This window comes from Ditibartonella choladocola (assembly GCF_002007565.1).
Taxonomy (GTDB): Bacteria; Pseudomonadota; Alphaproteobacteria; order Rhizobiales; family Rhizobiaceae; genus Bartonella; species Bartonella choladocola.
The window spans coordinates 2,475,001-2,496,119 of record NZ_CP015625.1 but is presented as its reverse complement, the minus strand read 5'-3'; the positions used below and the strand labels follow the sequence as shown (position 1 = coordinate 2,496,119).

The following is a 21,119-nucleotide window of genomic DNA, read 5'->3' as shown; positions in this document are numbered from 1 at the left end:
CATTGGTTCCCTTAAGCTTGTTCCCGTGGCTTTTTGCCATTTCAGGTTGTCTATCATATGTGAAGAGCATTTGAATGTTGTATCTATTTTTGAAATATTATAGATATTTATCGTCGAATATTGAGCGTAAATCCGAAAAATTGAAATATTATGCAAAATCTTGATGCAATAGATCGTAATATCATCCGCCTGTTGCGCCGCGACGGTCGCATGACCAATGCAAATCTCGCTGCCGAAGTGGGGCTTTCCCCCTCGGCATGTTTGAGACGTGTAAAATTATTGGAAGAAAGCGGTGTTATTCGCGGGTTTACCGCCATATTAGGAAGTGTCGAAGGAGAAGACCGGCTGATTGCCATTATCCAGATTACACTTGAAAAACAGACGGAAGAATATTTGAACCGCTTCGAGGCGGCTGTGCGCCGCCATCCGGAAATCAAGGAATGTTATTTGATGACGGGGGATGCAGATTATTGGTTGCGAGCGGAAGCAGAAAATGCCGCCGCTTATGAAACCATTCACAAGGAAATATTATCACGTCTTCCCGGTGTTGCGCGCATCCATTCGGCCTTTTCCATCCGCTCTGTTCTGATGCAGCGGTGAGAATTTCGGTGCATTTTTATGTCCATTGGCTTTTGACAAATACCGGCGTTTGTTCGATGACAATCGATATTTATCACCGCAGCGCCTTTTTTAATCCTTCAAAAACCGGCCTGTTTTTCTCGAATTGACCTTGTGGGTCTTGGGCCAAACATCCGGCACAAAAGGTCATGAAAGATGCTCGATAACATGGGCGAGTTGTTTTATATTTTTTGAAATCCGCTTGCCACAAACACCGTTAGATAATCCGGCTTTGACAAAGCAAAATAATGATAAAATCGGGGACACTTAACAAGGAGCCTTCAGCCTGATATGGAACCTTCAGCTTGGCAAAAAGCGTTGTTCCGTCAGCTAGAAAAATGCGAAAACAAAGGTGATTATCGGTTGGTTCAAAGGTGGTTTTTGATGTGTGTTCTCTGAAAGCCGCCCGTTTTTAGTGCCGGACTTTTTATTCTTTTCAATCGTTGCTTTTTATCGGTTTTTTGAAGTCCAAGAAAAATCGCGTTTTAAAAAATTGCCGTTAAAAAAGCAGAAGCATTGAAAAAGCCGGGCATTTTGCCCGGCTTATCCAATAGTCCATTATGTTGTTCTTTCAGCGTTTCGGTTTTGAAGGCCTGAAATCATAAAGAACATCATGGGTGAGGTCGGCAATTTTCTTCTTGCCGCAAAGTGCCATTGAAATATCAAGCTCGTTACGGATAATTTCCAAGGCTTTGGTGACGCCGGGTTTACCCAAAGCACCAAGCCCGTAGAGGAACGGACGACCGATAAATGTGCCTTTAGCTCCCAGTGCCAAGGCCTTCAACACATCCTGACCGGAACGAATACCACCATCGAGATGGATTTCTATCATATCTCCGACAGCATCAACAATTTCAGGCAAAACAGAAATGGTTGAAGGAGCACCGTCAAGCTGGCGGCCACCGTGGTTTGAAACCAGAATGGCATCGGCACCGGTTTTGACAGCCATTTTGGCGTCTTCAACATCAAGAATACCTTTCAGGATGAGCTTGCCACCCCAGATTTTCTTGATCCATTCGACATCGTTCCAATTAAGCTTCGGGTCGAATTGCGAGGCCGTCCACAAACTCAACGAAGACAAATCCGTTACGTTTTTGGCGTGTCCTGCAATATTGCGGAATGTTCTTTTATCGGTCTGCAACATGTCCATGCACCATTTCGGGCATGTCATCATTTGCCAGAGATTTTTCAAAGTGAATTTTGGCGGGGCAGACAGGTTGTTGCGCAAATCTTTATGGCGTTGTCCTAAAATCTGCAAATCGAGCGTTAAAACCAATGCACCGCATTTGGCCGCTTTTGCACGATTGATAAGGTCGGCGATAAAGTCGCGATCTTTCATCACATAAAGCTGGAACCAGAACGGTTTTTTGGTTACCGATGCAACATCTTCAATCGAGCAAATGCTCATTGTCGACAATGTGAAAGGCACGCCGAATTCTTCGGCAGCTTGCGCTGCCAACATTTCACCATTGGCATGTTGCATTCCTGTCAAACCGGTGGGTGACAAAGCAACCGGCATAGAAACTTTCTGGCCGATCATTTCGCTTTCAAGCGAACGATTGGTCATATCGACCAGAACACGTTGGCGCAGCTTTATTTTTTTGAAGTCTTCTTCATTGGCGCGATAAGTGCTTTCTGTCCATGCTCCGGAATCGGCATAGTCAAAAAACATCTTGGGTACGCGACGTTTGGCAAGTTTTTTAAGATCGTTGATCTCAAGTATTTTACGCATTTCAAATCCCGTTTATTCTTATTATCTTATGTGTAGTATTCTTCTCGCACAATAAAAAGTGCTTTTTTTCAAATCGCTAAATTGTGACAAAAAAGCATGGTATTTTTTTAAGCTTTACAAGATTTGCCGCGTTGAAAATAACATGATCGGATTTGCCGAAAGTGAGTTTTTTTAAAAATATAACGACTATTTTGGTTAATGACAATGACGGGATCCTGCAAGATCTTCAAGAATCGGGCAGTCCGGCCTGTCATCACCATGGCAGTGATGGACAAGGTGGTCGAGTGTATTAATCATCACCTGTAAAGAATCCATTTTTTCCTGCAGCGTTTTGATATGCGAAAGGGCGAGTTTTTTAACCTCGCTGGAGGCACGGCTATGATCTTTCCATAATCCGAGGAGAACGCGAATATCTTCGGAAGAAAAACCGAGCAGTCTTGAGCGGCGGATGAAGCGCAAGGTTTGAATATCGTCATCAGTATAAACGCGATAGCCGTTTTCGCTCCGATGGGCTGGTGAAATAAGTCCGGTTTCCTCATAATGGCGGATCATTTTTGCACTAAGACCCGATTGTTTTGCTGCTTCACCAATATTCATTTTTTTCATCCAATCCGGATTTTATAGAAACGCGTTTCCGGTTTTCTGTTTTTTGTTCAATGGCGTTATTGCATATAATTGTTGTTTTAAAGCCAACAAGATGTGTTCTTGCAAGAAGCGGCCGCTCAAATCTTGAGAGAGATTCGTATCATCGCGGGATTGTTATAAGAATTATATATTGAAATGGCCTTGCTTGCTGGTGGATAAATGCCGCGCACAGTCGAATAGACTTGACCTTTCTTTATCAATCCTCAACTAGAACGTTAACTTGAAAATTTCCCTTCAATTTTCACGCATCATGTTGTGCTGATGGAGAAAGCCGATGGAGACCTATAAAACGCATAAAAAATCGGGTGATCTCGTTTTCGAGATCAATGACCACCCGCATGCACCTGTCGCGTTTCTTGCCGCTCTCCAACATTTATTGGCAATTATCGTGCCGATCATTACGCCGGGATTTATCATTTGCAGCGCTGCCGGTGTGTCGCCGGAAGATACAGCCATGGTTTTATCCATGTCGCTAATCATTTCCGGCGTTGCGACTTTTGTACAATGTAAAAAAATCGGCCCCTTCGGTGCCGGATTGCTGATTGTGCAAGGAACCAGTTTCAATTTTGTCGGGCCGCTTTCAGCCGGTTCTGCTGCCATGGTTGCAAGCGGTATTCCGGCAAACGAGGTGATGTCGGCCGTCTTCGGTGTGGTGATTGCCGGTTCATTTATTGAAATGTCGGTTTCGCGCATTCTTCCCTTTATTAGCCGTATGATTACCCCGCTTGTCACCGGCATTGTGGTGTTGTTGATCGGCCTTACCCTGATTAAAGAGGGGCTTGTCAGTATGGGCGGCGGTTATGCATCGTTGGGCGAGGGGGGAAGTTTTGCCAGTTTACAAAATCTCGCTTTGTCATGCACAGTCTTTGCTCTTATCATTCTTTTAAACCGTGTGACGATTACGTGGGTGCGCTCCAGTGCCATTATTCTTGCCCTTGCTGTCGGTTATGTCATGGCGGGCTTTATGGGCAGACTCGATTTTTCCGGTTTTGAACATTCCGCACTTTTCGCTTTGCCAAGGCCACTTCATTTCGGATTATCATTTTCGTGGTCGCTGTTTATTCCGCTCATCATGATCTATCTTGTCACTTCTCTTGAAGCGGTTGGCGACATCACAGCAACAAGCAAAATTTCAAGCGAGCCGGTTTCGGGGCCATTATGGATGAAGAGAATAAAGGGTGGTGTGCTTGTCAATGGTGCCAATTCTCTTCTTGCCGGTTTCTTCAATACATTTCCAAGTTCGGTCTTTGCGCAAAATAACGGCATTATCCAGTTGACCGGCGTTGCAAGCCGCTATGTCGGCTTGTGGATTGCGGCTATTCTTGTTGTCCTTGGTCTTTTTCCGAAAATTGCCGCCCTCATACAGGCAATGCCGGAACCGGTTCTAGGGGGTGCTGCCATGATAATGTTCGGCTCGGTTGCCGCATCCGGAATCAATATCCTTTCCTCAATCAAGCTTGACCGGCGGGCACTTCTTATCATTGCAATTGCTTTGAGTGTTGGTGTCGGCGTGCCGCAAGTACCGGCTTTTGTAAGTCATCTTCCGGCTTTTATCGCCGATATTATGAAATCGGGACTTGCTGCCGGCGGGATTACGGCAATCATCCTCAATCTGCTTTTGCCCGAACAGCAACAAGTCGACGAAGAATAGAATTTTCTTTCAATAAACGGGCATGTGAAAAGCCGGTTTGAAGCCCGAATAATTTTGAAGCCGGAAGAGTTTTGAAGGCCGAATAATTTTGAAACGACAATAATTTTCGCGCGAATGTGGAGGGAAGCTCGTGAGATGGAAGGTTGAAATATGTTCAATTGACTGCCGGTTGACCACATCCCGGCTAAGGAGAATTGACTCAATACCTGCACAAACGCATGAAATAGTCGCTCCCTGTGCTTGTCGAAGAGCGACTGAATTAAAGTTTAAGAATAAAGAAAAAGCAGCATAAGCACGAGATTTGCAAATGCTGCTTTTGTCTTTGAAAAAGCTATAGTTTGTGTGTCAAAGCTTCTGTGTCATGACACTAACGAGAAAATCCTTGTAGCTCATCTTTGTCAATTCATCGATGATGCGAACAAAATGTTCGGTTTTGCTGTGTGCATCAAGAGCGCTTTTGTCTTTCCAGGTTTCAATGAAAACCATGTGACCGGTATCGCCTTCAACTTCAAACAGTTCGTAGGAAATGCAGCCTTTTTCTTTACGGGATTTTTCAACGAGTTCTTTGAATAGACTTTCGGTCTTTTCAACAAATTCGGGCTTGATATAGAAATGCGCAATAACCTTTATCATGATGCTTTCTCCAAGGTTCGAGCAATATTTTCAAGCCCCCATTCGAGAAGCTTGTCGGCCTGTTTTTGCGAGGCCGCTTCGCTATAACACCGCAATTCCGGCGCATTGCCGGAAAGGCGGAAATGCACAATATCACCATTTTCCATGATGACACGCAAACCGTCAATCATATCCCAATGTTTGATATTTCCGAGCGGATGGAAAAAATGCACACGTGTTGCAGCATCTTCAAGATTATGGAGAGCCTTTCGGGCATTATCCATATTGATATTGGAAAGCCGGTTGCTGGCAGTAAAACGTTTGGGAAGTCCGCTCGAAAGTGCCTGAACGGAGGAGCCGCGCAATTGTGCAAATCCTAACAAAGCCAGAATGGGGAGCATTGCATCGCGTGTTGGCAATTTCTTCAATTCGCAGGTCTCACTCGAAATATCGCTTCCCAGAAGAACGCCGCCATTGGCTTCAAAACCGACAATCGTATGATAGCCATCGCTTAACGCCTGTTTCATGCCGGCAATAACATAGGGGGAGCCGACGGAGGTGCGGTAAACATGCTCGAAAAAATGGCTTGTCTCGACCGCCGAGGTGGAGGTGACAGGGGTGACGACAGCATCGGCAAAAAGATATTTTGCTGTGAGCATTCCGACCACATCACCTTTCAGAAATATTCCGTCAGAACCGGCAATTAACGGCCGGTCTGCGTCACCATCGGTCGACACCAGTGCATCAAGCCCGTATTGGCGAACGGCATCAAGAGCAAGCTTGCGGTCGAAATCGCGTAATGCTTCGGTATCGACCGGAACAAAATGGTCGGCCCGCCCGATTGCAACCGTCTTTGCGCCGAGAGCTGATAAAACTTCGACGAGAAAATCGCGCACAATGGAACTGTGCTGATAGACGCCGATTTTCATGTCCTGAAGTGCCGATTTCGGCAAAATGGAAAGACAGCGTTTCCGATAAAGTTCAAGAACATCCGGAACAACGGGAGGGGATTGATAGTTTTCGGCAAGGTGAAAGGGCGTATTATTTTCTGAAAGTCCACCTTTTTCATCTTTTGCCGATTTATCAAGTTCGCTGACAATAGCTCGCTCGTCCTGCTTGGTTATTTCTCCATCGGGGCGGTAAAATTTTAGCCCGTTGCGGTCGTCGGGAATGTGGCTTCCTGTAACCATAATTGCCGGAGAGCGAGAATTGAGTGAATAAAGCGCGAGGGCAGGGGTTGGCACTTCACCGGCATTGATAACAGAAAAACCCTGATCTTCGATTGTTTTAATGACAACGTTTTTGATATGCGGGCTTGATGAACGCAGATCATGGCCGACAACAACACTTGTATCTTTGTTGATCTTGCCAATTTGTTCCAAATGTCGCAAGAAGCCGCAAGTGTAGCGCATAATAATATCATCGGTTAAATCGCTCACCAGACCGCGCAAGCCGCTTGTTCCGAATTTGAGTTGTTCTGTCATGATGTGGTTTGTTCCCGAACGGCCTTCCGATTGTCTATATGTGGTCACAATAGCTGTTTTGTCTATCGGCTTTGAAGCAATTATTTTGCATAGACAACGGACTATCTACAACTGTCATTTGACGAAAACAATTTTGTTATTATAAAGAAACTTCGCTTTATGATGTTGGCAGATCAACCGTTTGGCATTATATCATGCATGAATTTGTCAAGTTTATCTGCTAAAGTTTATTAAGGAAGAATTTCGATGACAACGCCTGTCGACAATGCAGCCCCGAATGCGACTGCCACGCCGTCTTCATTTCCGATACCGGCAAATGTTTTTGCTTTAACTGTGCAGGATGTCAAACATTATACTGATAGGCTTTTCCGTTTCCGCCTGAACCGGCCGGACAGTTTCCGTTTTCGTTCGGGCGAGTTTGTGATGATCGGCCTACCCAATGCCGAAAAGCCGGTTTTTCGCGCCTATTCCATTGCAAGCCCGTTCTGGAGCGAGCAATTGGAGTTTTTCTCCATCAAAGTTCCGAATGGCCCTTTGACCGAACATTTGCAAAAAATCAAAGTGGGCGACACGGTGCTGATGCGCAAAAAAGCCACCGGCACTCTGGTGCTGGATGCGCTTTTGCCGGGTAAGCGGCTTTATCTCTTTTCGACTGGAACAGGTGTTGCACCTTTTGCAAGCCTTGTTCGTGATCCGGAAACTTATGAAAAATTTGAAGAAGTTATTCTGATCCAGACAACGCGGCTTGTTGCCGAACTCGACTATGCGCGCGAACTTGTTGCGGAACTTAAAAATGATCCTCTCATTGGCGAATTTTCAGATCAGTTGAAATTCTATCCGATGACCACACGGGAGCAATCCGAGCATATGGGGCGAATTACCGACACAATGCGCAGTGGCGAATTTTTTAAACGGACCGGTTTGAAAAAACTTGATCCGGAAACCGATCGCGCGATGATTTGCGGTTCCATGGCAATGCTCAAAGATTGTGCTGCTATGTGTCGTGATTTCGGCCTTGTCGAAGGCGCAAATAACGCCCCCGCTACTTATGTGGTTGAACGCGCTTTTGTCGATTGACAAAAGAGTAAAACTGTTTTTGGACAGGCTCAAGGGCTCAAGGGCTCAAGGGCTCAAGGGCTCAAGGGCTCAAGGGCTCAAGGGCTCAAGGGCTCAAGGGCTCAAGGGCTCAAGGGCTCAAGGGCTCAAGGGCTTAAGGGCTCAAGGGCTCAAGGGCTTTAAAGTTTTAAAGGCTCCGAGGCTTCCTGTTTATTAGCAATTCCGCCCGCTTTGGCAGGTTTTCCTATTTCTTTGCCAAGCCTTTATATTCCAATGAGCTTGGGCGGTTGTTTGCCTACCGGTTTTTCAGGCAGTCAATTTTGTTGCGTTTCTCGCAAGTTCGGTAATGGCTTTAAAATCACCGGCATCAATCAGTTTTTTCGGTGCAACCCATGAGCCGCCAATACAAACGACATTGGGCAATTTCAGCCAATCGGCGGCGTTATTTTGCGAAATACCGCCCGTCGGGCAAAATTTGACCTCGGCAAAAGGGGAAGCCAGCGATTTGACAAAATCAATGCCGCCGGCCGCCGTTGCCGGGAAAAATTTCAAACATTGGTAGCCTTCTTCGAGTGCACCCATCAATTCACTTGGCGTGATTGCTCCGGGAAGAAGCGGTACATCGCTATCCTCGGCAGCGTCGATGAGTTCGCCGGTCAGTCCGGGGCTGACAATAAATTTTGCCCCCGCACCTTCAGCCGATACATATTGGTCGCCGTTCAAAATCGTACCGGCTCCGACAATGGCATCAGGCACATCTTCCGAAACCGCATGGATGGCATCAAGCGCTGCGGGGGTGCGCAATGTGATTTCGATAGCTTTCAGCCCCCCTTCAACAAGGGCACGTGCAACCGGCACCGCATCTCCCAATCGTTCAATAACAAGAACCGGAATAACACTTTGTCCGAGCAGAATAGGTAAAAGACGTTCGGTCTTCTGAGACATTATCGTTCTCCAAAAAGCTTTTTTAATTCTTATAAGCGTAAGCCAAGCTTTAGAAAAGAGTGTTCGGACAAGTTTCCTGTCGGCTTTGTCAAAAATACTTAAAGTTAAAGTGATACCGGAGTTTAACGCAATACCGGAAAAAAACGTGAATTCGGATGAACACGTAAAAACAGCAGATTGAAACGATCGAGTTCCCGAAAAGCTGGATAGTTGCGAATATATCAGCCGATTGCAAAAGGCCATTCATCCCGAAACCTCAAAATAAAATCACCTTCTGCCCAAAAAGGTTCGCAGAAATTGCTGACGCCCGTTTTCTCTTCGAGCTTGTAATGGGGCGAGCGGGCGCTATCTAACTTTTTCAAAGAAGCGGGAGTTTCACGAAACGGAGACGACAATGATTGACCCTAAACAGATTTTTTCGGATTTGCTGAAGTTTGACAATACCGCTTCCCCTGACAATACCGCTTCCCCTGACAATACCGCTTCCAAAGACAGTGCAAACAAACCGGCTTCTTCCGCACCATCTTCGACCTTTTCGGTCGTCGATCTCTTGGGCGGACTATTTGGCGGAAATGAAAAGGGCAATATTCTTGAAGGTTTGATAAAAGGCGGCGGCTTGGCGGCGATTGCCAGTGTTGCCTTCAATGCATTGAAAAACTTCGAAAAACATGATGCCAATGCCAATTCCAAAGTTGATATGACAGAAATCGGTCAAACCGGTGCCGACCATAATGGCGATTTTGCCCTGACATTGGTTCGGGCAATGATAACGGCTGCCAAAGCCGACGGCCATGTCGATGACAAGGAGCGCGAGCTGATACAAAACAAGATTGCAAGTTCCGGAATTGACCAGAAAACGGCTTCCTTTTTGATGGATGAATTGAACAAGCCGGTTGATCTCGACAATCTCGTCAGCAATGTGAATACAGACGAACAAAAAACCGAACTTTATGTGGCTTCCCGTATGACACTTGATCCGGATAAGCCGGATAATCGCCAATATCTTGATAATCTTATGGATAAACTCGGACTGCCAAAAGATCTTGAACAACATATAGAACAGGCAATTGTCAGCTTTTTACGATAATCCCATCCGGATGATCGTTCCGGAATTGGCTTAATCAAGCCATTTCAAAGCAAGCCACTGCAAATAAGCAAAACGAACCACTCCGAAAAGTGGAAAACGCTTTGGCTTCTGTTCGGTAGTCAGGGCTTCCAACATTATTACGGGGTTTTTAAGTCGAGTCTTAAACTGCAATTGAACGGCTTTGACAAAGTTTCTTCTTTAAGGGGCTTGGCAATAACGGGCTTTGGCAGTTGCGTTCCGTCCGGCGGTGGAAATGGTGGCAACCGGTAACAAGCCGGATGGCTTATTGTTTGGCTTGCTTTGATCGGGTTGGTCCGGTTTTTGATCGTGATTCCGGTTCCGGTTAGCCCTTCACCAAGAAAAAAACTGTAACAGAAGGGAAACCGGATTTTTTGTTTTGCTTACAGTTTTTGTTCATAGGTTTTGAACCATTGAACCAGATAGTCGATAAACATGCGCACTTTTGCCGGTAAATAACGCTTTTGCGGATAAACCACATAAAGGCCGGCTCCGTCCGGTATAAAATCGTCAAGAACGGTTTTGATAAGACCATCACGCAACTCTTCTTCGGCTATAAAACGCGGAATTTTGGCAAAGCCTATGCCGGCAATGGCAGCCCGCTTTATAATGACCGGACCGTTTACCGCCATGCGTCCGGAAACGGCAACCGAAAAGGTGCTGCCTTCTTTATCCTTGAATACCCAATGGTCGGAATTCACGCTGTTCCGGTCGACAAGACAGGGAAGTGTTTTAAGATCACGCGGCAATTTTGGAACGTTTGTCGCCTTCAGGAGTTCGGGAGAAGCAACAATAACCGAATGGATGTCCATAAGTTTGCGTTGAATGAGGGAGGAGTCCTGCATGTCGGTAATGCGGATAGCAAGATCGAAACCTTCATTGACCATATCGACAAACCGGTCATCAAGACTGATGTCGAGGTGGATGTCCTTATAAGTCGATAGAAAATCGATAAGAGATTGACCTATCGGCGCATCGGCAAAGGTGCGTGATGTACCGATTTTGATGCGTCCGTGAGTGGTTTTATTGGAGCGTGTAATTGTGTCATTGAGGTCGTCGAGTTCCTTGATGATCTCAAGAGCACGCAGATAATAAGCGTGGCCCGCTTCTGTCAAAGATAATTGGCGGGTTGTCCGGTTTAAAAGGACAGCGCCCAATTCATCTTCAAGTTCATGAACATGTTTTGAAAGGAGAGCTTTTGATTTGTGGGTCTTGCGGGCAGCGGCAGAAAAACCGCCAGCTTCAACAACTTCGATAAAACCCCTTATTTTCGTTAACAATCCCAAGAGTTTCATCCCTTCGCGTGAAAAGCACCCGTTAAATGCCATTTTATTCAATAAACACGTTTTATATTTAAATAACAAAAATACCGAACTTATAAAACGGCTGTCGGTTTTCTATTCTGAAAAGTCCCAATTTTCTTTCAACACAGGGTGGGGCGGCTTCAAGAATAAACAATTGTGCATTATTGCCACGTGGCTAAATAAAATTGTCTGAAGGTTAAAAAAAATATTGAAAGGCGACACGGTTACGCTTATATGCGTTTTTGCCCAAAGTCGCACGTGCCTGTGGGTGTCCGCCGGTCCTCGAATGGTGAGAAAAACCGGTACGGTACCTGGACCTAACCGCTCCAGTCATTCTTACGGCCAACCGGAAGAATGGGGACATCTTGAAGCAACGACGGTGCGGGCCTTTCTGGTGTCTTTCGGCTGTCCAAAAGTCGAAATTACTGAAGAGGCACACCTCATTGCCTTCCGTGCGGATGCGGTTTTCGTTATTCCAATCAAAAGGCAGACAAAGCGGAGCAATGCGTTAGCGCGCTGTTCCATCGCCGCAAGTTTTATAGAGTTTTTTCCGGTACCTCCAATAACCGGTTGAAACGAATATAGACCTTGCACTTTGTCCATGGGCTGATCGTGGCTGATGTCACGAGAAGCAAGATGTAGGGAACCCGAAGGGTTTCCTAAGGAGAACCGAAATGGCAACTCAACGTATTCGTGATTTCCTCGCAACACGACGCCCTGAAGGCCCGTGCATGATTCTGGATCTTGATGTGGTGCGTGAAAACTATGAAGGCTTTGTCAAAGCACTTCCCCAATCACGCATTTTTTATGCAGTAAAAGCTAATCCGGCACCGGAAATTCTACGTTTGCTGGTGTCGCTTGGTTCGTCTTTCGATACAGCCACTGTCGCCGAAATCGAAATGGTTCTTGATGCCGGCGCAACACCGGATCGGATTTCTTTCGGTAACACCATCAAGAAAGAGCGCGATATTGCCCGCGCTTATGAATTGGGTGTTTCACTTTATGCAGTCGACTGTGTCGAGGAAGTTGAAAAAGTCGCCCGTGCTGCCCCCGGTGCGCGTGTTTTCTGCCGCGTTTTGACAGATGGTGAAGGAGCCGAATGGCCGCTTTCACGCAAATTCGGTTGTGTGCCGGAAATGGCTGTTACGGTTTTGCGTCGTGCCCATGAATTGGGGTTGCATGCTTATGGTGTTTCTTTCCATGTCGGTTCACAGCAGACAAATCTGAAGGCTTGGGATCGTGCTTTGTCGGATGCGTCCAAAGTTTTCAGAACATTGGCCAAGGAAGGCATTATATTGAAACTCGTCAATATGGGCGGTGGTTTCCCGACACGCTATTTGAAAGATGTGCCTTCGGCACAAGCTTATGGCATGGCAATTTTTGATAGCCTTTCAAAACATTTCGGCAATCGTATTCCCGAAACAATCATCGAACCGGGACGCGGTATGGTCGGCAATGCCGGTGTTATCCGCTCTGAAGTTGTGCTGGTTTCAAAAAAATCGGAAAATGACAAATTGCGTTGGGTTTATCTGGATGTCGGCAAATTCAACGGCCTTGCCGAGACAATGGATGAAGCCATTCGCTATCCGATTGAAACAGCAAAGGATAGTGATGAAAAAGTGCCTTGTGTGCTTGCCGGACCAACCTGCGATTCAGCCGATGTGATGTATGAAAAAACACCTTATCCTTTGCCGATTTCACTTACCGTCGGTGATGAAATCCTTATTGAAGGAACCGGTGCTTATACAACGACCTATGCTTCTGTAGCTTTTAACGGTTTCGAGCCGATCCGCTCTTATGTTATCTGACCGGCAATGCCGCTGGATAAGAGAAGATCCGAATAAGCAACAATTGGCGCCCGTAGTTTTCTACGGGCGTTTTTATTTGCTTTGAATTGTGCTTGTTCATAGTGGTAGAGGGTTCAAATAATGTTGTCAGTCAGGCCAAAATATCTTCCCCGCCACAAATATTTTTCTTCTCTTTTTTTACCTTCCGCCAGCTTTTTTCATCGCGTGAATTTATTTGCAACGGGACTTTATAAGGTCGAATAAAGTGGAAGACATTGTTGTTCATCAGCTATTTTCACCGTTTGAGCCGCATTTTAAAAAATGCAACAGCACCTTTATCCGGAGGTGATTTAAATTTTATCGGGATTTGTTTTAAAAAATCGGAAGGCCGAACAGGATAAAAGCTGTTTTTTTCAAAACTTACGAAAATCGCATGTAAAGCTTCAAAATTCGCGACTTTAAAAAATAATGATTCTTTTTTGCGCATACCGTTCGGTGAAAGCCGTGAGTTTCAACCGGAAACCCGAATAACTGTTTGTCCCATGGTGCAAGCGGAAGGGAAAAAACAGTCAGGATTTGTTATTTCTTGCGGTTCATCTTTCCGGCAATTGCTGCGTTCACAATGGCAAGTGCTGCTTTTTTCGTCAGGCGGAAAAGTGGTTCATCAGACCCTTGATCTTCTACCGCGACACTTTCAATCAATGCTTTGTCTTTTGCCTTGATTTTCTGGTCTTTTGTCAAGCCTGCCAATTTTGTCGGGATATTGGCAGATTTTCTCAAGGACAGAAGGTGGCGAACAAAGCCGTTAAAACCGCCCTTTATATTAAGGCGTTCGGCAAGCGTTGAAATTCTGGTTCCCACTGCCGATTGGTTATAGGCAATGACATAGGGCAAAAGCACACCTGCTGTCATGCCGAAATGGGTTTGATAACGGTTACCTATTGAACGCGCGAGAGCACTGGTAATGCCTGACCCCTTTTTTGCTGCAAGCGCACCGGTAAGCGAAGCCGACAACAGGGCAATTTGCGCTTCATTATTCGAGGGGTCGCTTACCGCTTTCGGCAAATGATTAAAGACGAGACGGACTGTTTCGAGTGCGAGGGCATCCGAAACCGGATTGAATGAGGGGATGCACCAGCTATCAATCGCATTCGTCAGTGCATTCATGGCGGCTCCCGCAATGAAGCTTGCCGGAGCAGTTCCTGTCAAAACCGGATCGGCAATGACACATGTCGGTGTCAGACGTTTGTCATAAAATCTAAAACTGTTATTGTTTGCGTTATCAATCAAATAGGCATTGTCACTGATTTCGGCACCGCTTCCGGCGAGCGTCGGTACAGCAATGAGCGGAGGGAGCGGTGTGTAAGGGGAAGGGCTTCCGAGTGTTTTGACATTGGCACCTTGAGCACAAAACAGGCGGGTCATTTTGGCAAGATCCATTGTTGCACCGCCGCCAAAGGCAAGGATAGCATTAAAACCGCCACTCAAATAAAGGCGAACGGTCAATTCCAATGTTTCACGCGTTGCTGTTCCATCCAGTGAAGAAAAAACGCCGAAAGGCAATTTCAGTTTGTCTATTCGTTTAAGCAGTTTTTTTAACGCTGGAGATTGGCTAAGGCCGCGATCGGTCAAAACCATTATTGCTGTGACGCCGTTTTTCTCGAAAACAGAGCCAAGTGCTGCAAGGCTTTTTGGCCCCAACAAAATATCGGTTGGAAATGTCCATTCGTTTGCAATCGTCATTATTTATATTTACGTGAGAAGAGTAAAAAAAGCAAAACCCATAATCGTTTTTTGTGTTTTTTCCTCAAAGTTTGGAGTGTTAATGCCCGCCAACGGCTCCACTCACGGTTTTCGGCTTTTTCACAGCAAAAACCAGAAGTGTGAGAATTGCGAATAAAAGGGTAAGTATGAAGAAAGCGTCGATAAAAGCCATTACTGTCGCCTGTTGGCGGACAATATTGTAAAGTTGCATCAACGCCGAATCTTTCGGGTTCAAGCCTGCCATATCAAGTTGGCTCGCCAAAGAGTTCAACAGGTTGACTGCCTGCCGGTTTCCCCATTGCACACTTTCCGATAGTCGCTCATAGTGAAAATCTGTGCGTCGCATAATAATGGTATTGATGATTGCAAGCCCCACCGCTCCACCGAGATTACGGGTGAGGTTGAAAAGACCGGATGCGTTTTTAAGTTTTTCGGCGGAAAGTGTACCAAGTGCGATATTGTTGATCGGCACCATACACAAAATGAGCGAGCCGCCGCGCAAAATTTGCGGCCAGAACAATTCCCAGAAATCCCAGTCGGCTGTCATTCCGGTTACAAGCCATGTGCCCCAGCCAAAACCGGCAAATCCCAGCCCCATCATTAAACGCGGGTCAAGCTTGGTGGAAAGAAAACCGGCAAGGGGAGCGGAAAAAAACATCATCAAACCGGAAACGAACATCGTCTCGCCGATCATCAAGGCGTCATAACCGCGAATTTCTCCAAGATAGAGCGGGTAAAGATAGGTAAGCCCGTAAAGCCCGATACCCATAACGAAAGAAAAGATCGAACCGAGCGCAAAATTCAGATTTACAAAGGCCTTGAGATCGACAATCGGGTTTTTTGCTGTGAGTACACGCCAGAAAAACAGAATGGCAGAAACGCCCATAACAATTGTAAAACGGAAGATCATTTCGTCTTCCATCCAGTCATTACGGGGGCCTTCTTCAAGCACATATTCAAGGGAGCCGAGAAAGGTCGCCATGGTAATTAAACCGAACCAGTCGAAGGATTGGAAAAGCGAGCTGTCACCTTTATCAAAGTCGATAAGTTTCCATGAGGCAATGGTTACAAGAATACCGAACGGCACATTGACAAGAAACAGCCAATGCCAGGAAAAAGCATGGCTCAGATAACCGCCGACCGTCGGGCCGATCGTGGGGGCAAGTGTTGCCACCAGCCCGATAATAGGTGAAACAATCGGCTGTTTTGAAGGCGGGAAAATAGTAAAGGCGGCGGCGAACACACTTGGAATCATGCCGCCACCGATAAAGCCCTGAAGCGCACGGTAGGCAATCATCTGTTCAATGGAACCGGCCGTTGCACAAAGGGCGGATGCAATGGTGAAACCGGCTGCCGAAATTGTAAAAAGCACACGCGTTGACAACAACCGGCCCAAAAATCCTGATAACGGAATCATAATGACTTCGGCAATGAGATAGGATGTTTGCACCCAGGCTATCTCATCCGAGCTTGCAGAAAGTCCTGCCTGTATTTCCGACAAGGAGGCAGAGACAATCTGGATGTCGAGAATAGCCATAAACATGCCGAAAACCATAGCCACAAAGGCCACGATTTTTTTCGGTTCGATATGTTCTTCCATGTGGGGGAGGCTGGCAGCGGTCATCAAAACCTCACTTCATTGCCAAGGGTTTTGCACCTTCCGGTTTTGTGCGCATGTCGACGCTGACAACAACGCTCATGCCGGCGCGAATGCGCCCGGTTGCAAGAATATTTTCAGGTATCGAAATTCTGACCGGAACACGCTGGACAATTTTGGTAAAATTGCCGGTGGCATTTTGCGGTGGCAAAAGTGAAAAAACAGCACCTGATGCAGGTGACAATGAAACGACTGTACCCTCAAAGCTTTCACCATCAAGCCCGTCAACAGAGATGCGCACTTTTTCACCACCATAGATCGAAGGAAGTTGGGTTTCCTTGTAATTGGCATCAATATAAAGGGCATTGACAGGAACCAGTGCAGCCAGACGTTGACCAACGACGACATAGTCGCCTTTTTTACCGGCAAGATTTCCCAAAACGCCGTCAAAAGGCGCGCGCAACACTGTAAAATCAAGGTCACGACGGGCTTTGTCGCGTGCCAGTTCAAGGCTTCGCGTTTCGCTTACCGCCTCGTCATGTTGCGCTTCAAGAACTGTAATATTGGCAGCCGCCGCAGCAATTTGCGCCTTGGCGCGCGTGACATTGGCAATGGCCTGATCGTAGGCCGACTGGGCATTATCAACAGCCGATTTTGCAACGAAACTCCCGACATTCAGTTCTTTTGCACGTTTTAATGTAATATCGGCGTTGACGGCCACTGCATTGGCAGCGTCCTTTTGCGCATTGGCTTCGTCGAGCGAGGTTTTTGAAGCGGCAATCTGCGCTTCAATACGTGCAAGTGTGCGGTTTTGCGTTTGAAGTTTGGCTTCCGCCTCGTCATAGGCAATTTTATAATCGCCATCATCCAGACGGAATAACACGTCACCTTTTTTAACATAATGGTTGGTTTCAACCGGTATATCGTCGATATAACCGTTCACTTTCGGGGCTATAGAGGCAATGTCACCTTGAACATAAGCGTCGTCGGTCGTGACAAGAAAACGCCATTCGGTAAGCCACCTGAACCCCAGCCACAAAACTGCAATAGCAACGATGAGTGCTATGATGATAGCAATTTTCTTGTGGGGGCGTTGTTTGGCCTGCATTGTCTTAGGCGTGGTGTTCGAGAATTCTGGCATGGTACAAACTTCCAGATCTGATGAAGGAATGCGGTGTTTATCCAAAACGGTCAATACCGTCAATAAAACGGATGAGCTATCAACGCTTAAGCCCGCTTGCGGTTGCAATTGGTGCACAAACCGCGGATTTCAATAGTGGTTGTTTCCGGTAAAAAGCCTTCTTTTTGTGTCATTTGTAGAATAGTTTCGGCAAGTGTCGGATCTTCTACCTCTGCAACGTGGCTGCATTTTTCACAAATGATAAAAACGGTAAGCCCATGTTTATGGCATTCAGGGTGCAAGCAGGCCATAAACGCATTGACACTTTCAAGCTTGTGAACCAATTTTTCGGAAACAAGTTTATGAAGCGCGCGATAGACCTGTAAAGGCGCGCGAAACCCCTTGTCGCGAAGCCGGTCAAGGATTGTATAGGCGCTCAAAGGTGTGTGTTCGTTTTCAAGAACGGCGAGCACAAGCATCTGGTTGCGCGTCAGCTTATTTGTCATGGGAAAATTCCTTGATGGCTGCGCTCGTCAACCGGCTTGCAATAAAAAGAATAAACAGTGCAACGACAACGCTGGGGCCGGAACGGCTGTCAAACCCGATTGACGCATAGAGGCCGAGAACCGTTCCCACAATACCGATCAGAGAGGCAAGAATGGCCATCTGTTCAGGGGTTGTTGAAAAGCGTCTGGCAGTGGCGGCAGGTATAATGAGAAGTGCAGTTATCAAAAGGATGCCGATAATATTGATGGCAACAGCAATGACAATGGCCATAAGCAGCATAAATATGAAGCGGGCGCGTTCCGGCTTCATATTTTCGGCTTTTGCCATGTCGATATTGATCGTCAGTGCCAGAAGTGGACGCCATAAAATAAAAAGGACAACCAGAATAAAGGCACAGCCAATCCATACTGTCAGTAAATCGGTGCGTGAAACTGCCAGAATATCCCCGAACAGGTAACTGTTGATGTCGACATTCGTCCAGGTCATAAATCCGATCAGGATAAGCCCGATGGCGAGCGTTGCATGGGCAAGAATTCCCAAAAGCGAATCTCCCGACAATTTTTCTCTTGCCTGAAGAATAAAGAGTGCAATGGAAACAATGACAGCAACAAGGAAAACACCGAGCACCGTATCAATATTGAAAAGCAGGGCAAATGCCACGCCAAGCAAAGCCGAATGCGCCATCGTGTCGCCAAAATAGGCAAGCTTTTGCCAGACGATAAAACAGCCGAGCGGCCCCGCCATCAATGCCACGCCGATACCGGCTAAAAACGCTCTTACAAGATAATCGTCAAGCATTGTCGTTGGCTCCGATATTTTTCGTTGGCTTTCCCGATGGAGCATTGATAACTGCACCATGAATGTTATGACGGTGGTTATGGTGATGCTCATAAAGCGCCAAACCATTATCCGGTATCGCACCGATAAGACGCCCGTAAGCCTCGCTTTGGGCAACCTCCGTTGGCGCCCCGCTGCAACAAATATGTCCATTCAGACAAATCACGCGATCGGTCGCTGCCATAACAATATGAAGATCATGCGAGATAAGAAGAATGCCGCAATCAAGCTTTGTGCGCAAACTTGCAATCAATCCATAAAGTTCGGTTTCTCCATTATAGTCAACCCCCTGTAGCGGTTCGTCGAGAACAAGAAGATCAGGCTTTCTTGCAATAGAGCGGGCAAGCAGAACCCGCTGCAATTCTCCACCCGACAAATCGGCAACATTGGCATTTACCAAATCTTCAACACCGGTTTCCGATAAAACCGATTTTATGCCTTTCTTATCAAGTTTGGCCGTCAAGGTCAGGAAACGGCGGACTGTCAAAGGCAGAGATGGGTCGATTACCAATCTTTGCGGCACATAGCCAATGCGCAAGCCTGCTTTTCTGGTTACAGTCCCCGCGGACGGCTTCAAAATTCCCAGTGCCATTTTTGCCGTTGTCGATTTTCCCGAACCGTTCGGACCGATCAATGTGACAATTTCTCCACGATAAATATCAAGATCAATGTCGTGGACAAGCCAGCGACCATTTCTTTCGATGCCTGCCTTGTTGAGCGATAGCAGCCATTCTTTATCCATTTTTCTATCCTTCGGTATCGGGGTTTTGCAGTCAGTCATCCAATTTCTGAATGATCGGCCGATCTTTTGATGAAAATTCAATTACACGCATAACCTTGACCCAGCCTGTTTCACACCAAAGTTTGATATGCAAAATCCTTGTACTTTTTTAATGGCTGACTTAATACAAAACCGTAATGTAATAAAGTAACATTCGGAGCTTGATAGTGTTTCGGTCTCTTTTTTATGCATTGTCGGCGTGTCTGTTTGCTGTCGTTTCAGGTGTAAATGCTCAAGCGTCTTCAGTGCCGCAAGTGGTGGTTTCCATAAAACCGCTTCATTCGCTTGTTGCTGCCGTGATGGGAAAATTGGGTACACCTGCTTTGATTGTGAAACAGTCAGGCTCCGAACATAGCTATGCGTTAAAACCCTCCGATGCAAAAATATTGTCTGAAGCCGATATTATTTTCATCGCCAACCCCGATATGGAACTTTTTCTTATCAAGCCCATCGAAAATTTTGGTTTGAAAGACCGGATGATTGCGCTCTCGCAAGCTCCCGGAGTTGAACTCCTTCCAATCAGGGAAGGCGGCTTGTTTGAACACCACGGTGATGACCATAATCACGGGAGTGACACGGCGCATGCCATGGATTTTCATTTCTGGCTTGATCCGGAAAATGCCCGAAAAGTTTTAGCCTATGTGGCCGATGTTTTGGCAAAGAAAGATCCCGATCATGCCGAAGTCTACCATCATAATGCAAACGCATATGATAAAGTGATTGCCGAAACCGAAGAGAACATAAAACAATCTGTTGCACCGGTAAGCGACGAGAACTTCATTGTTTTTCACGATGCCTACCATTATTTTGAACACCGCTTCGGCCTTCATGCCATAGGGTCTGTCGCTCTTGATCCGGAACGTCAACCTGGTGCCCAACGGATAAGTGCAATCAAAACGACCATTTTGAAAGAAAAGGTTGTTTGTGTTTTCGCCGAACCCCAATATCCCAACAAGTTGGTCGATATCGTTATCGAAAACACGCCCGCTAAAGTCGGTATGCTCGATCCTCTCGGACAGTCCTTGCCCGAAGGCGCCGGACTTTATCCCGAATTGATTGCCAATCTTGCCGACAATCTGGTCAATTGCCTCACACGCAAATAAATTTTGACGATTAAAATTTTGGCTCTCGAATGGAACCTGATTGTCATATCTGCATTTTGAAAGGTGCAGAGGTCACAATCAATCTTTGCCAAGCGAACATATAAATCGAAAAACAAAGAACCGATCCCGGTGGCATGCGTCAATATCCGGAATCCGGTTCCAGAGCCCATAATTGTGCTCCAGAATCGGAAAATGTCATTTCAAACAATGCTTCAAGAATCATAACCAATGCCTGAACTGAAACCGGATTGCGGAAGTTTTATCAGCGTCTCTTATAAGTGAGGAAAACAAACTTGTAAGAATCAGCAGGCGATACTCCGGCAAGTGCTCGGATATTGGCAGGAGATTCTCCGGTAAGTTCTCGCAACTTGAAAGATTCGCCCGCGATTCGTTAGTCGACAAAACCGATTCTGTAAAAAACGGCATATTTTTTTGATGAATCCCGTTTTTTCATCCTGAAATCCGCATTTT

At 46.3% G+C, this 21,119-nt stretch carries 19 protein-coding genes; 7 read left to right on the top strand and 12 right to left on the bottom strand.

What is annotated here, in order from left to right; all coding sequences use genetic code 11:
• Positions 1–150 precede the first annotated feature (150 nt).
• A complete protein-coding gene (locus BBC0122_RS10810; protein ID WP_077993740.1) occupies positions 151–600 on the top strand; it encodes an Lrp/AsnC family transcriptional regulator in 450 nt (149 codons plus the stop codon).
• 589 nt (positions 601–1,189) lie between these two features.
• Here BBC0122_RS10810 and BBC0122_RS10805 read toward each other — a convergent pair.
• Both BBC0122_RS10805 and cueR read right to left on the bottom strand, forming a co-directional pair.
• On the bottom strand, positions 1,190–2,350 hold the full coding sequence (locus BBC0122_RS10805; protein WP_077993738.1) for an alpha-hydroxy acid oxidase: 1,161 nt from the start codon (positions 2,348–2,350) through the stop codon (positions 1,190–1,192).
• 195 nt (positions 2,351–2,545) lie between these two features.
• On the bottom strand, positions 2,546–2,947 hold the full coding sequence (gene cueR / locus BBC0122_RS10800) for a Cu(I)-responsive transcriptional regulator (protein WP_077994674.1): 402 nt from the start codon (positions 2,945–2,947) through the stop codon (positions 2,546–2,548).
• 322 nt (positions 2,948–3,269) lie between these two features.
• Between cueR and BBC0122_RS10795 the strand changes: the two genes are divergently transcribed.
• Complete coding sequence (locus BBC0122_RS10795; protein ID WP_077993737.1) at positions 3,270–4,646, top strand: nucleobase:cation symporter-2 family protein; 1,377 nt, start codon at positions 3,270–3,272, stop codon at positions 4,644–4,646.
• 345 nt (positions 4,647–4,991) lie between these two features.
• Here BBC0122_RS10795 and BBC0122_RS10790 read toward each other — a convergent pair whose 3' ends face one another.
• Positions 4,992–5,279, bottom strand: a complete 288-nt coding sequence (locus BBC0122_RS10790; RefSeq protein ID WP_077993735.1) for a putative quinol monooxygenase — start codon at positions 5,277–5,279, stop codon at positions 4,992–4,994.
• Complete coding sequence (locus BBC0122_RS10785) at positions 5,276–6,742, bottom strand: phosphomannomutase (RefSeq protein WP_077993733.1); 1,467 nt, start codon at positions 6,740–6,742, stop codon at positions 5,276–5,278. Before BBC0122_RS10785 ends, BBC0122_RS10790 begins: the two co-directional genes overlap by 4 nt.
• 246 nt (positions 6,743–6,988) lie before the next feature.
• Between BBC0122_RS10785 and BBC0122_RS10780 the strand changes: the two genes are divergently transcribed.
• Entirely contained in the window at positions 6,989–7,819 is an 831-nt protein-coding gene (locus BBC0122_RS10780; protein WP_077993731.1) for a ferredoxin--NADP reductase, read from the top strand.
• A 285-nt stretch (positions 7,820–8,104) separates the two neighbouring features.
• Here the strand turns inward: BBC0122_RS10780 and BBC0122_RS10770 are convergent, their stop codons facing one another.
• Positions 8,105–8,743, bottom strand: coding sequence for a 2-dehydro-3-deoxy-phosphogluconate aldolase (locus tag BBC0122_RS10770; RefSeq protein ID WP_077993727.1), 639 nt, complete (start codon positions 8,741–8,743; stop codon positions 8,105–8,107).
• 394 nt (positions 8,744–9,137) lie between these two features.
• On the opposite strand from BBC0122_RS10770, the gene BBC0122_RS10765 reads away from it, so the two are divergent.
• Positions 9,138–9,830, top strand: a complete 693-nt coding sequence (locus BBC0122_RS10765) for a tellurite resistance TerB family protein (protein WP_077993725.1) — start codon at positions 9,138–9,140, stop codon at positions 9,828–9,830.
• Between the two features lie 401 nt (positions 9,831–10,231).
• Here BBC0122_RS10765 and BBC0122_RS10760 read toward each other — a convergent pair whose 3' ends face one another.
• Complete coding sequence (locus BBC0122_RS10760; RefSeq protein WP_077994673.1) at positions 10,232–11,134, bottom strand: LysR family transcriptional regulator; 903 nt, start codon at positions 11,132–11,134, stop codon at positions 10,232–10,234.
• Between the two features lie 304 nt (positions 11,135–11,438).
• Here BBC0122_RS10760 and BBC0122_RS10755 point away from each other — a divergent pair, with 304 nt between their 5' ends.
• A complete protein-coding gene (locus BBC0122_RS10755) occupies positions 11,439–11,726 on the top strand; it encodes a hypothetical protein (protein WP_077993723.1) in 288 nt (95 codons plus the stop codon).
• Positions 11,727–11,826: 100 nt separating this feature from the next.
• Positions 11,827–12,960, top strand: coding sequence for a type III PLP-dependent enzyme (locus BBC0122_RS10750; protein ID WP_077993721.1), 1,134 nt, complete (start codon positions 11,827–11,829; stop codon positions 12,958–12,960).
• 558 nt (positions 12,961–13,518) lie between these two features.
• Here BBC0122_RS10750 and BBC0122_RS10740 read toward each other — a convergent pair.
• From BBC0122_RS10740 to BBC0122_RS10715, 6 genes are all read right to left on the bottom strand, one after another.
• On the bottom strand, positions 13,519–14,682 hold the full coding sequence (locus BBC0122_RS10740; RefSeq protein ID WP_077993717.1) for an iron-containing alcohol dehydrogenase: 1,164 nt from the start codon (positions 14,680–14,682) through the stop codon (positions 13,519–13,521).
• A 79-nt stretch (positions 14,683–14,761) separates the two neighbouring features.
• Positions 14,762–16,327 (bottom strand): DHA2 family efflux MFS transporter permease subunit, encoded by a 1,566-nt coding sequence (locus tag BBC0122_RS10735; RefSeq protein ID WP_077993715.1) that lies wholly within the window; start codon positions 16,325–16,327, stop codon positions 14,762–14,764.
• A gap of 7 nt (positions 16,328–16,334) precedes the next feature.
• The gene (locus BBC0122_RS10730) at positions 16,335–17,441 is read right to left on the bottom strand and encodes an HlyD family secretion protein (protein ID WP_077993713.1); all 1,107 of its coding nucleotides are present in this window, start codon (positions 17,439–17,441) and stop codon (positions 16,335–16,337) included.
• A gap of 86 nt (positions 17,442–17,527) precedes the next feature.
• Positions 17,528–17,926 (bottom strand): Fur family transcriptional regulator, encoded by a 399-nt coding sequence (locus BBC0122_RS10725; protein WP_077993711.1) that lies wholly within the window; start codon positions 17,924–17,926, stop codon positions 17,528–17,530.
• Positions 17,916–18,725, bottom strand: a complete 810-nt coding sequence (locus BBC0122_RS10720) for a metal ABC transporter permease (RefSeq protein WP_077993709.1) — start codon at positions 18,723–18,725, stop codon at positions 17,916–17,918. The genes BBC0122_RS10725 and BBC0122_RS10720 overlap by 11 nt, the downstream gene beginning before the upstream one ends.
• Positions 18,718–19,506 (bottom strand): ATP-binding cassette domain-containing protein, encoded by a 789-nt coding sequence (locus BBC0122_RS10715; protein ID WP_077993707.1) that lies wholly within the window; start codon positions 19,504–19,506, stop codon positions 18,718–18,720. The genes BBC0122_RS10720 and BBC0122_RS10715 overlap by 8 nt, the downstream gene beginning before the upstream one ends.
• A gap of 206 nt (positions 19,507–19,712) precedes the next feature.
• Here BBC0122_RS10715 and BBC0122_RS10710 point away from each other — a divergent pair, with 206 nt between their 5' ends.
• Positions 19,713–20,648 carry a zinc ABC transporter substrate-binding protein gene (locus BBC0122_RS10710; RefSeq protein WP_149866696.1) on the top strand — a complete coding sequence of 312 codons (936 nt, stop codon included), beginning with the start codon at positions 19,713–19,715 and terminating at the stop codon, positions 20,646–20,648.
• The last annotated feature ends 471 nt before the right edge of the window (positions 20,649–21,119 follow it).